The organism is Nocardia sp. NPDC004278 (assembly GCF_053602975.1).
In genome coordinates, this window is record NZ_JBSGEQ010000042.1 from 34,327 (window position 1) to 46,840 (window position 12,514).

General features: G+C 66.3%; 9 protein-coding genes. 3 read left to right on the top strand and 6 right to left on the bottom strand.

From position 1 onward, the window contains the following. The first annotated feature begins 121 nt into the window (after positions 1–121). Positions 122–3,259, top strand: a complete 3,138-nt coding sequence (locus tag ACWEO2_RS37980; protein WP_452409787.1) for a (Fe-S)-binding protein — start codon at positions 122–124, stop codon at positions 3,257–3,259. A 149-nt stretch (positions 3,260–3,408) separates the two neighbouring features. Here ACWEO2_RS37980 and ACWEO2_RS37985 read toward each other — a convergent pair whose 3' ends face one another. The 6 genes from ACWEO2_RS37985 to ACWEO2_RS38010 form a co-directional block, all read right to left on the bottom strand. Further along, positions 3,409–4,443, bottom strand: a complete 1,035-nt coding sequence (locus ACWEO2_RS37985) for a fused (3R)-hydroxyacyl-ACP dehydratase subunits HadA/HadB (protein WP_452409788.1) — start codon at positions 4,441–4,443, stop codon at positions 3,409–3,411. 229 nt (positions 4,444–4,672) lie between these two features. Beyond that, positions 4,673–5,497 carry an enoyl-CoA hydratase-related protein gene (locus tag ACWEO2_RS37990; protein WP_452409789.1) on the bottom strand — a complete coding sequence of 275 codons (825 nt, stop codon included), beginning with the start codon at positions 5,495–5,497 and terminating at the stop codon, positions 4,673–4,675. Between the two features lie 28 nt (positions 5,498–5,525). After that, the gene (locus ACWEO2_RS37995; RefSeq protein WP_452409790.1) at positions 5,526–6,116 is read right to left on the bottom strand and encodes a QsdR family transcriptional regulator; all 591 of its coding nucleotides are present in this window, start codon (positions 6,114–6,116) and stop codon (positions 5,526–5,528) included. 2 nt (positions 6,117–6,118) lie between these two features. After that, the gene (locus ACWEO2_RS38000) at positions 6,119–7,267 is read right to left on the bottom strand and encodes an acyl-CoA dehydrogenase family protein (RefSeq protein ID WP_452409791.1); all 1,149 of its coding nucleotides are present in this window, start codon (positions 7,265–7,267) and stop codon (positions 6,119–6,121) included. Next, on the bottom strand, positions 7,267–8,496 hold the full coding sequence (locus ACWEO2_RS38005) for an acyl-CoA dehydrogenase family protein (RefSeq protein WP_452409792.1): 1,230 nt from the start codon (positions 8,494–8,496) through the stop codon (positions 7,267–7,269). The genes ACWEO2_RS38000 and ACWEO2_RS38005 overlap by 1 nt, the downstream gene beginning before the upstream one ends. A 162-nt stretch (positions 8,497–8,658) precedes the next feature. Beyond that, positions 8,659–9,204, bottom strand: coding sequence for a YdcF family protein (locus ACWEO2_RS38010; protein ID WP_452409793.1), 546 nt, complete (start codon positions 9,202–9,204; stop codon positions 8,659–8,661). Between the two features lie 149 nt (positions 9,205–9,353). Here ACWEO2_RS38010 and ACWEO2_RS38015 point away from each other — a divergent pair, with 149 nt between their 5' ends. Both ACWEO2_RS38015 and ACWEO2_RS38020 read left to right on the top strand, forming a co-directional pair. Continuing rightward, a complete protein-coding gene (locus ACWEO2_RS38015) occupies positions 9,354–10,676 on the top strand; it encodes a UDP-glucose dehydrogenase family protein (RefSeq protein ID WP_452409794.1) in 1,323 nt (440 codons plus the stop codon). Between the two features lie 151 nt (positions 10,677–10,827). Then, positions 10,828–12,165, top strand: coding sequence for an Hsp70 family protein (locus tag ACWEO2_RS38020; protein ID WP_452409795.1), 1,338 nt, complete (start codon positions 10,828–10,830; stop codon positions 12,163–12,165). Positions 12,166–12,514 lie beyond the last annotated feature (349 nt).

Genomic DNA, 12,514 nt, shown 5'->3' on the forward strand with positions numbered 1-12,514 from the left:
GCCGATCGTACGATAGACAGGTAAGTTACCGGTGGGTAACTTACCTGCGGTTAGGATACGAGCCAACCGGGTGGCTGAATCGCCGCCCACGCTCGTGTTGCCTCTAAAGAAAGGTCGCGACATGAATGCCCTGACACTGACGCTGGGCACGATTGGTGTGGCGTTCAGCCTCCTGGGTTGGGCTTCATTCGTCGGCGGCGTCGGCAAGATGACCCGCGCGATCATGATCGGCCAACCCGCGCCGGATCGCTGGCGGCCGTTCTTCCCTCGGCTCAAGACAATGATCGTCGAATTCCTGGCCCACACCCGGATGAACAAATTCCGCACGGTGGGCTGGGCGCACTGGCTGGTGATGATCGGCTTCCTCGGCGGTTTCATCCTGTACTTCGAGGCGTACGGGCAGACCTTCGATCCCGAATTCCACTGGCCGATCTTCGGCAGCTGGGGCATCTACCACCTGTGGGACGAGGTGCTCGGCATCGGCACGGTGATCGGCATCATCGTGCTGATCGTCATCCGCCAGCTCAACCACCCGCGGGTGCCGGAACGGCTGTCGCGATTCAGCGGTTCGCAATTCGGTCCGGCCTATGTCATCGAGTCGATCGTCTTCCTCGAGGGCATCGGCATGGTCATGGTGAAGGCGGGCAAGATCGCCACCTACGGCCACTCCGAGGTGTGGACCGACTTCTTCACCATGCAGGTGGCCAAGCTGCTGCCGTCCAGCGTGGCGATGGTCGCCATCTTCGCGTTCATCAAGATGGTGTCGGGCAGCACCTTCCTGCTGCTGGTCGGTCGCAATATCAACTGGGGTGTGGCCTGGCACCGGTTCGCGGCCTTCTTCAATATCTACTTCAAGCGTGAGGACGACGGCAGCGTCGCGCTCGGCGCAGCCAAGCCGATGATGTCCAAGGGCAAGCCGGTCGATATGGAGACCGCCGACCCGGATGTCGACACCTTCGGCGCTGGCCGGGTCGAGGATTTCTCCTGGAAGGGCTGGCTGGACTTCACCACCTGCACCGAATGCGGTCGCTGCCAGTCGCAGTGCCCGGCCTGGAATACCGGTAAGCCGCTCTCACCCAAGCTGCTGATCATGTCGCTGCGCGACCACGGCGTCACGAAGGCGCCGTACCTGCTGGCCGGTGGCCGCAAGGATATGGGCGGCGATGAGGTCGGGCTGGTCGATGCCGACGGCAAACCCGATGAGCGCAAGCTGGCCAAGATTTCCGCGGCGGCCAAGGCCGAGGCGGAGCGTCCGCTGGTCGGTGGCGAAGATCTCAACGGCATCATCGATCCGGAAGTGCTGTGGTCGTGCACGACCTGTGGTGCGTGTGTCGAGCAGTGCCCGGTCGATATCGAGCACGTCGACCACATCATCGATATGCGCCGCTACCAGGTGCTGATCGAATCGGAGTTCCCCTCCGAGCTGGCCGGGCTGTTCAAGAACCTGGAGAACAAGGGCAACCCCTGGGGCCAGAACGCCAAGGACCGGTTGAACTGGATCAACGAACTCGACTTCCAGATCCCGGTCTTCGGTCAGGACGCCGATTCCTTCGACGGCTATGAGTACCTGTTCTGGGTCGGCTGTGCCGGTGCGTACGAGGATCGCGCCAAGCGCACCACCAAGGCGGTCGCGGAACTGCTCGCGACGGCCGGGGTGAAGTTCATGGTGCTCGGTGCCGACGAGACCTGCACCGGTGACTCCGCCCGGCGTGCGGGTAACGAGTTCCTGTTCCAGCAGCTCGCTGCCCAGAACATCGAACTGCTCAACTCGGTTTTCGAAGGCGTCGAACAGTCGCGCAAGAAGATCGTGGTCACCTGCGCGCACTGCTTCAACGCGTTGAACAACGAGTACCCGCAGGTCGGTGGCAGCTACGAGGTGGTGCACCACACCCAGCTGCTGAACCGGCTGGTGCGGCAGAAGCAGCTGATCCCGGTCGCGTCGGTATCGCAGAACGTCACCTACCACGACCCGTGCTACCTGGGCCGCCACAACAAGGTCTACAACGCGCCGCGCGAGTTGATGGAGGCCTCCGGGTCCACCCTGGTCGAAATGCCGCGCCACGGGGAGCGCTCCATGTGCTGTGGTGCCGGTGGCGCCCGCATGTGGATGGAGGAACAACTCGGCAAGCGCATCAATATCGATCGCGTCGACGAAGCCCTGTCCACCCTGGGCGGCGGCAATGAACCGTCCAAGATCGCGACCGGCTGCCCGTTCTGCCGGGTCATGCTCACCGACGGTGTCACCGCCCGCAAGGACGGCGGCGCGGTCGGCCAGGGCGTCGAGGTCGTCGATGTCGCCCAGCTCATGCTCGATGCCATCGACCGCGTCGATCCGGCCACGCTGACCGAGAACCTGACCGTGGTGCAGGAACCGAAGACGGCCCCCGAGCCGGAACCGGTCGCCGCACCCGAGCCGGCCCCGGCCGCCGAGGCTGCAGCCGAGCCGAAGGCGGCACCGACCGGTGGCGGCCTCGCGATGAAGGGCGGCGGCAAGGCTCCCGGTGGTCTCGGCATGAAGGGTGCGGCCAAGGCACCCGGTGGCGGGCTCGGGATGAAGGGAGCCGCGAAGGCTCCCGGAGCCAAGGCGGCCCCTGCCGCGGACACTGAGGCGACTTCGGCTCCGGCCGCACCGGTCAAGGGCCTGGCAATGAAGGGCCCCGCCAAAGCACCCGGAGCCAAGGCACCCGGCGGTCTCGGTATGAAGGGTGGCGCAAAGGCACCCGGCGCCAAGGCGGCCCCCGCTGCCGCGGACACAGCGGCCACCGCCGCCGAGGCGCCGGCCACCCCCGCGCCCCCGGTCAAGGGCCTGGCCATGAAGGGCCCGGCGAAGGCACCCGGCGGTAAGGGACTGGCGATGAAGGGTGCCGCCAAGGCACCCGGAGCCAAGGCACCCGGAGCCAAGGCACCCGCGACAACGGAGGCGTCGGCAGCTCCCGCCCCGGCCGCGGAAACCCCCGCCGCCGAACCGGTTTCGGCCCCCACCGAAACCAAGCCGTCCATCCCCGCCAGGGGCCTGGCCATGAAGTCCGGCTTCAAGCGCCCCGGGCCGAAGGCTCCCGGCACGGCCGCACCGTCGACCCCGGTCGAATCCACACCCGCCGCGGAAACCGCTGCGGCTCCTGCGGATTCGACCCCGGAACCGGAACAGCCCACCAATGGCACCTCCGGCAACGGCGCCCCCGAAGTCACGCCGCCGACCGCCAAGCCCGGTGGCCTGGGCTTCAAATCCGGGGCCAAGGCCCCCGGCCGTAAGAACTGACGGGAAATCCTGAAAGATCGGCCCGGGTGCGCAGTGCGCACCTGGGCCGATCGCAGTTCTGCCGATCGCCGTGGGTTACCACCGCGCCACCGATGGCGGTGGCACGGTTTCGCAACCGGGCTCACGGCCCGAAGCTGGCGCCCAGGAGGCTATGCGAGGCGGACATCCGCAGTGGCGAGGCCGAAAACCTTGCGTCCGGCAGACTTCGCGACGATGACGACAACCGCGGTCTTGCTCGCGGCGTCGACCGACTTGATGCGCCCGGTGAACTCGACACTTCCAGCGGATGCGGCTTCGATGACCGTGTAGTTCGACAGCCGGACCCCGTACCTGATCATCGCGCCCGGGTCACCGAGCCATCCGGTCACGAATCCCGCCCCCAAGCCCATGGTGAGCATGCCGTGGGCGATCACATCCGGAAGACCCGCCAGCGCAGCGACTTCGTCGTGCCAGTGGATAGGGTTCGGGTCCCCGGAGACTCCGGCATAGTTCACCAGATCGCCGCGCGTCAGGCGCATGGTTCGAGCGGGAAGCTCGTCACCGACGGCGATATCGTCGAATCTGGTTGCGGTGCGCGGAACACGCGTGCGTGAGATCTGGGACAGGCGTGGAGCGGCCTCCGGATCCGGATTCGCTACCGATGGTCCGTCGGCTGCCACAACCGCAGTCCGGGAGGTCACCTCGCGTCCGCTCTTGATGACCCGCTCGATCGTGTCGCTGATGTCGGCGCTGACGTCCTCGCTGGTGATGCCGACGACGGTGGTGTGCATGATGTGCACAATGTCACCGGTCTGGTCGGCGAAGGTGTTGGTGATGGTGAGCAGGTCCTTGCCGGCGATGCGGCGCACCGAGGCGAGTTCGACATCGCTGATCAACTGGTCGCCGGTGAGTATCGGCTTGTACATTTCGAAAACCTGATCGGTCTGCACGAACGTGTCGTAGCCGGCCATGACGGTCTGGAGCCTGCGGTTGGCCAACATCGCGGCGATGGAGATGAACGTGGTCGGTGCGATCAGACCGGCGTATCCGAGCTCACCGGCAGCGTCCTCACTCCAGTGCGCCGGGTGGAAATCCTGCACTGCTCGCGCGTACTCGCGGATCTTCTCGCGCCCCACCACGTAAGAGTCATCCGCGCGATAGCGATGCCCCACCAGCCCAGCCACATCGGACGCTGCTTCCACCAAGCCCCTCCTCCATCCGGATTTCGACGGCACTCGTAACCGGTATCGGAAGAACCGAATTCACGAGTGAAACCTCACCTTCTCACACGCCATGCCCTCATGCCGAGGAAGCAAACGTTCGTTAACGAGACACCCGCGGCCGCGACAGGTCGCCATCGAGGCGTGCCGCGTGCTCACGATCAACGATCGGATCCGCCGGCACCCGAATTCGAACAGGAGGCGCTCGGTGGTGCTACGCCAACCAGTCGTCAAGTGACGGGAGTTCGGTGGCGACCTTGCCGGTGAATGCGGGCGGACGCTTCTGCAGAAAGGACATGATGCCTTCGCGCAGGTCGGCGCTGGAGAAGGCGTAGGAGATGAGGCGGGCGTCGAGGGCGAAGACGTCTTCGGGGGTTTTGTCACCGGACATGGCGACCAGACCGCGCCGGATGGCGGCGATCGAAACGGGTGCCACCTGGGTGGCGAGTTCGGTGGCCAGGGCGTGCGCGGCGGGAAGTAGGTCTTCGGGGGCGTGCAGACTGGTGACCAGGCCTGCGGCCAGCGCCTCATCGGCGCCGAACACGCGACCGGTGATCATCCATTCCTTGGCCTTTGCCAGGCCGACAATGCGCGGGAGGAACCACAGCGAGCCGCCCTCCGGAAAGAGGCCGCGGCGGGCGAAGACGAAGCCGAAGCGGGAATCCGTTGCGGCGAGCCGGAAATCGGCGGCCAACGTCATGGACAGGCCGACGCCGACGGCGGCACCCTGCATGGCGACGATCACCGGTTTATCGAGGTCGGTCATCGGCCGGACCACGCGGGTGGACCACTCGACCCAGCCGGGTGCGGTGACATCCTCTGCGGAGCCGCCCGCCGTGAGATCCATGCCGACGCAGAAATCCTTTCCCGCCGCGGCGAATACAACGGCGCGCACGTCATCATCGTGATCGGCGGCGGTGAAGGCGGCGCCCAGTTCATCGGCCATTTCGGTGGTGAAGCCATTGCGGGCGTCGGGTCGGTTGAGGGTGATGGTGGCGACCGCGTCCGTCACGCGGTAGGTGATGGTGTTGTAGGACAATTCGACTCCCTGAGGTTGGCGCGGCGGATCAGTACTTGCCGGATGCGGCCGAGACGAGCAGTTCGACCATGGCAGTGGCCTTTTCCGACCGCGGTGGATCGCCGGTAATGACATCGCTCCAGACGAAGGCCTCGCCGAGGCGCACGATCGCGTAGGCGAGATCACGGATTTCGATGCGCGGGTCGAGATCGGGCAGCCCGGCCAAACGTGCCGCGGCCCAGTCGATCATGCGGCCCTGGACGACGCTGTAGCCGGAGGTCAGCACGCGCAGGCCGTACTCCGGGTCGTCGGCGACGAATCGGGACAGCGGTTCGAAGGTGCGCACGGTATCGGCGAGCTTGCCGAAATTGCGGACGAAACGTTCGGCGGGTGCACCGTATCCGCGCGCTTCGACCCGGGTGATCGCCTCCTCGATGATCCGCCACACCACCTCGCCGATCACCACTTCCCGACTGCCCCACCAGCGATACAGCGTGGCACGGCCGATACCGAGTTCGCGGGCGAGCTGGCGCATATCGATGCGGCGGCCGTCGAGGAACCAGCGGTGCGCGAGGTCGATCACGTCCTCGCGCACCGGCTTCGGCGCGAGCGCCACCGACGAGTCCGCACCGTCGGGCATGGCTATGGCCTCGTCAGCGCGGCGTAACGGGCCAGATGTTGGTCACTGGAACCGAATTCGTGCTCGATAGCGGTCAGCCGCTTGAAGTAGTGGCCGATCGCCAGTTCTTCGGTCATGCCCATCGCGCCGTGCAATTGCACCGCGTTCTGGCCGATGAAGCGCGCGGCCCGGCCGATGGTGACCTTCGCGGCCGAGACCGCACGCGCCCGATCCGCCGCGGCCGCGCCCAGCGAATAGATGGCCAGATAAACCGCGGCGATGGCCTGCTCGAGTTCGATGTACATATCGACCATGCGGTGCTGGAGCACCTGGAAGCTGCCGATCGGCTGGCCGAATTGCTGCCGCTGTTTGGTGTATTCGACGGTGTCCGCCAGTACTTTCCGCATGCAGCCGACGGCCTCGGAGGCGATCGCCGCGATCGCCTCGTCCACGGTGACATCGATTGCGTCCCACGCCGCGCCCTCGGCGCCCAGCAGCGCGGCGGCGGGCAATCGGAGGCCGGTGCAGGTGATGTCGGATCCGACCCGGTCATCGATCGTCCGGTAGGAATGCACTTGCACACCGGCGGGCGGATTCGTCGCGTCGAATTCGGTGAGGAACAGCGATATGCCGTCCTTATCGCGCCGAGCACCGGCGGTGCGCGCGGTAATGAGGAGATGGGTCGCCAGCGGCGCACTGGTCACAACGGTCTTGACGCCGTCGATCAGCCACGAATCACCATCGCGGCGCGCGGTGGTCGAAACGTCGTGCAGCGTCTGCCCCGAGGTCGGCTCCAGTGCAGCGAAGGCGGTCCGCGCGGCACCGGAAACGATCCGTCGCAGTACCGAATCGGCGAGCTCACCGCCGCAGCGGTTTAACAGCCCCGCGCCGACGACCACGGTGTCGACGTAGGGCTCGACGACCAGCGCGCGGCCGAGTTCCTCGGTGATGATCATCAGCTCGACCGGACCGCCGCCCATACCGTCGACCCGCTCGGGCAGCGTGGCCCCGAGAATGCCCAGCTCCTCGGCGAATCCGCGCCAGACCCCCGGCTGCCAGCCGATATCGGATTTCGCCGCACTCCGACTCTTCGCCAATTCGTAACGGGCACCGAGGAATCCGGCCACCGCAGCGCGGAGTAGTTCCTGCTCATCGGTGAAGGTGAAGTCCATCAGAGCCCCAATGCTGCCTTGGCGAGGATATTTCGCTGAATTTCATTGCTGCCCGCGTAGATCGAGCCGGCGCGGTCGTTGAAGTAGCGCAGCGGTGCGACCGCCTGCCAGTCCTCGCCGCTGCGATAGCCGTCCGCGGGCGGGGTGAATTCGGCGATCGGCCCGCCGGGTTCGGTGGCATGCGGCTGATAGACCCGGCCGCGCGGACCGGCCGCCTCCAGCGCCAATTCGGTGAGCTGCTGGCTCAACTCGGTGGCCAGAATTTTCAGCATCGATGCGGCCGGGCCCGGATTCTTGCCGTGTGCCATTGTCGAAAGCGTTCGGTACTCCAGGATTTCGAGCACTTCGGTGCGAATTCGGGCCTGCGCCAACTTCGCCGCGAACGCCGCGTCATCGATCAGCGGATTGCCGTCGGGTCCGGTCTGCCCGGCCGCCGCGGTCGCCACCTCCTGGGCCATGACCTGCAGTATCGGCGAGGCCGCGCCGCCGCGCTCGTGGACCAGCAGATATTTTGCGACGGTCCAACCGTCATCGATGCGACCGAGCACATTGCTCTTGGGCACCCGGACGTTATCGAAGAAGATCTGATTCTGCACCTGTTCACCGGAGGTCATCACCAGTGGGCGAATCTCGATGCCGGGCGTGGTCATATCGATCAGCAGGAAGGTGATGCCCTGCTGCTTCTTGCCCTCGCGTGCGGTCCGCACCAGACAGAAGATCCAATTCGCCACTGTCGCATGCGTGGTCCAGATCTTGCTGCCGGTGCAGACGAAATCCGCGCCGTCATCGACAGCCGCCATGGTCAGCGATGCCAGGTCCGAACCGGCCTCCGGCTCCGAATACCCTTGGCAGAAGAAGATTTCCCCGGTCAGGATGCGCGGCAGATAGAAATCCTGTTGCGCCGGCGTGCCGAAGGCGATGATCGCGGGCGCGACCATTCTGATCCCCATCGGCGACAGGGTCGGCGCACCGGCAAGAGTCGATTCGCGGTTGAAGATGTAGTGCTGGGTGAGGCTCCAATCGCAGCCGCCGTGTTGCACCGGCCAGGCGGGTGCGGCCCAGCCGCGCTCGTGCAGGATGTGCTGCCACTGCATGCTGGCCTCGTGGTCCGGATACACACTCGTCGCCAAGCGCCCGGCCCGCCGTAGTTCCGGCGTCAGCTTCTCGTCGAGGAAGGCGCGAACCTCGTCACGGAAGGCCAGATCGGCCGCTGACCAGTCGTAATCCATCTGCCCTCCCGGAGGGATATGCGTCTTCGCATCCGTGTGGCCATATGCCCCACGAGACACAATCTACGACTGTCTCATCTCGAAATCAAACTGAAGTCACCCGACAGCACTTGTTTCCCCGAGCTACTTCGAACAAGCCGCGCAACACCCGATGGCGCGGCGCTAGCAGTCTTCGAAGAAGGCCTTGAGGTAACCGGCGGATTGGTAGACGTAGTCGTAGGCCCAGCGCCGAATCGAGATATGCGGTTCCGGGTCGACCATGAGAAGCTCACCGTCCCAGCACTTTCCGAGGATGTAGCGGGCCCGCGAAATATGCGGGGTGAAGGTGATGACGATGACGCGGTGCCAGTTTTCGGCGGCAGCGAGTCTGGCCAGTTCGCGACCTTCGCCGCGGGTGGTGCGCGGCGAAGGATCGAAGCAGGTGACCTGGAAGCTGTAGCGGCTGTGGCAGATTCGATTCATCAGGGCGCTGTCCTCATACGGATCGGACAACAGCACCCTGGGTGCATAGCCCGCGCTGGCCAGCCGCAGCCCCAGCTTTTCGCGCCCGTCGTGCGCGCCGCCGAGCACCAGGATCGCATCGGCCCGCGCGGGCGCGTCGACCCGAGGCCGGACGTACACCGGCCACAGACCCGCGATCAGGACCACCAGCGCAACGCCGAGCACCAACCAGACGTTGCGTGCCCGGTTCTTGTGGCGGCCTCGCACAAGATCGATGGTAACGGGGGCTTCGCCAGCACAGTTCGCGCAGTTCAGCAGCCCATCGACGATTCTTGTCGCCACCTGTACACCTGCTGTTGCCGAGACCCTTGCCTCACTGACCAGCGGCGGCCATCGTCGGGTCCTATCAATCGATCATGCGATGCACAGTCTTCGGAACCGGGTACCTCGGGGCCACGCACGCTGCGTGCATGGCCGAACTCGGGCACGACGTGATCGGCGTGGATATCGATCCGGGCAAGGTCGCGAAGCTGTCCGATGGCGTGGTGCCGTTCTATGAACCCGGGCTCGAGGAGGTGCTGCGGCGCAACCTCGATGCGGGTCGGCTGCGGTTCACCACCTCGTACGCGGAGGCGGCGGCCCACGCGCAGGTGCATTTCCTCGGGGTCGGGACGCCGCAGAAGAAGGGCGAGTACGCCGCGGACCTGAAATATGTGCATGCCGTGGTCGATACGCTCGCGCCGCTGCTGGAGCGGCCGTCGGTGATCGTCGGGAAGTCGACGGTGCCGGTCGGAACCGCGGCCGCATTGGGCGCGCGGGCACGAGCGCTCACCGACGCCGAGGTGGAGGTGGCGTGGAATCCGGAGTTCCTGCGTGAGGGTTTCGCGGTGAAGGACACACTGCGACCGGATCGACTGGTGCTCGGGGTGGACGGCGAGCGCGACGCCGCGGCTTGGGTCGAGGAGCTTGTGCGGGATATCTACGCCGACCTGATCGCGGCCGAGGTGCCGTTCCTGCTGACCGATCTGGCCACCGCCGAATTGGTCAAGGTCTCCGCGAATGCCTTTCTCGCGACCAAGATCTCATTCATCAACGCGGTATCGGAGGTCTGCGAGGCGACCGGTGCGGATGTGACGATGCTGGCCGACGCACTCGGCTACGACGCGCGCATCGGCCGCCGATTCCTCAATGCCGGACTGGGTTTCGGCGGCGGCTGCCTACCCAAGGACATTCGCGCGTTCATGGCGCGCTCCGGTGAACTCGGCGCCGATCACGCGGTGGCATTCCTGCGCGAGGTCGACAACATCAATATGCGCCGCCGCACCAAAATGGTCGATATGGCCACCCGGGCCTGCGGCGGATCGCTGCTCGGCGCCAATGTCGCGGTGCTCGGCGCGGCGTTCAAACCCGAATCCGATGATGTCCGTGACTCGCCCGCGCTGAATGTCGCCGGAATGATCCAGCTGCACGGCGCAGTGGTGACGGTGTACGACCCGAAGGCCGCGGAGAATTCGCGACGGGTCTTTCCCACTTTGAACTACGCAACATCGGTGACGGAGGCCTGCGATCGCGCGGATGTGGTGCTGGTGTTGACCGAGTGGGATGAGTTCGTCACATTGCGTCCGCAAGACCTCGATCCGGTGGTCCGGAAGCGGTCGATCATCGATGGCCGCAACTGTCTCAATCGTGCCACCTGGAGAGCCGCGGGATGGGTGTACGCCGGACTCGGCACACCGTAAAGTTGCGTGCGACGCGGGGGCGATGCCGGGGCGACCAGGTCCTGCCTTCGGCACTGTCGGACGTCGGCGGTATGGTCCCGAGGGCGGGCCAATCCACCGGCGAGCGGCGCAGGCTCGCATGTCGTGATGTGTGAAACGGGATGGGCAGCTGATGAGTTCGGTTCTGGGTGTTTCGGTGGGGGCCGGTGCCGTTCGTATGGCACGACCACACACCGGGAACCCCCACGGCCCGGTCGCGCCGCATTCCTTCGATCTGCAGACGATTCCGGTTGTCGAACATCAGGTGGAGGAGCTGGCGGCCGAGGCGATCGGCGTCACGCTGGAGTCCATGCCCGGCATCGCGGCCACCGCCATCGCCTACCGCAGTGAGCAGCATGCCAGGGCGCTGCGGGCGGCCATGGCGCGTCAGCAGCTCACCAATTACGAACTGGTGCCCGAGATCGTCGCTGCGCTCGAATTCGCCCAGTCCACCGGGGATATTCGCGGCATCTCCTCACTGGTCGTCTACGACCTCGGCAGCTCCGGACTGACGGTCAGCGTCGTCGACACCCAGACCCGCGAGATCCGCCACAGCGAACGCACCAGCGATATCAGCGGCGACTACCTCGATTCGCTGATCCGCGAACAGCAGATCGCCTCCGGCCGGATCGCGCATCCGCCGGATTCGGCGGGGCTGGCCGCCCTGGATGCGCTGTGCCGCGAGGCCAAGGAACAGCTGTCGACCAATACCGCGGTGGCGCTGCCCAGCGAACAGGGTCTGGTGCTGCTCGCCCAGGAGAATTTCGAAGCCCTCATCATGCTGGCGATCGAATCGTCGGCACGCATGGCGCGCGATGTCATCGTGCGCTCCGACCGTCCGGTGCACGGTGTGCTCGCGATCGGCGGCTGCGCCCGAATTCCGCTGATCGCCAAGGTGCTCGAACGGTGGATGGGCGTACCGGTCATCGTTCCCGACAGCCCGGAGACCGTGGTCACCCGCGGCGCCGCCATGCTGGCCCGGCCGATTCGCACCGTCATCGCCACCCCGCAACACCACGCGCCGGTCGCGGGTCAGCTGCTCGATGACGACGAGCTCTCCCCTGCCTGGCTATCCACACCGCCCAAGGGCCGCCGCGGCAAGCGGGAGATCAATGGCGCGGTGCTGACCGTCAGCGCACTGGCCGTCGTCGCCGCCATCGGACTCGGACTCGGCTACGGCCCGCAGGTCCTCGAACGCGATTCGCAGAGCAGCGACCGCCCCACCTCGGTCGCCCCGACCAGCGCGCCGCGCACCACCACCCTCGACCCACAGATCGCCGTCGCCCCGGGCAGCACCACCGAGACCAGCGAATCGCTCGCCGCACCGCCCCCGCGCCGCACCACGACGACAACGGAGCCGCCCCCCACCACACCCGGCCCGAATACCATTGTCGTGCCGGGTCTTCCGCCGATCGTGGTGCCGACCCTTCCGCCGGAGGTCTTCCCCTTCCCGCCACCCGGCCCGCACTGAGCCCGGTACGCCAGGGCGGCCAATGCCAGGGCCACAGAATGAACCGCGCCACGTCGGGCACCCCTGGACAACCGATCACCATGCACTCATGCACCCAAGCGAGAGCTCCCCTGCACCAGCGCATCTCGACTGATCAGGTGGCCCTGGTGGCGATTGGCCGGTTGCTCGGCGGGCCATGTTGGGCGGGGCGCGAAGTCAGGCAGGGCGCGAAGTCGGGCAGGGCGCGAAGTCGGGCAGGGCGCGAAGTCAGGCGGGGCGCGAAGTCGGGCAGGGCGCGAAGTCAGGCGGGGCGCGAAGTCGGGCAGGGCGCGAAGTCAGGCGGGGCGCGAAGTCGGGCAGGGCGCGAAGT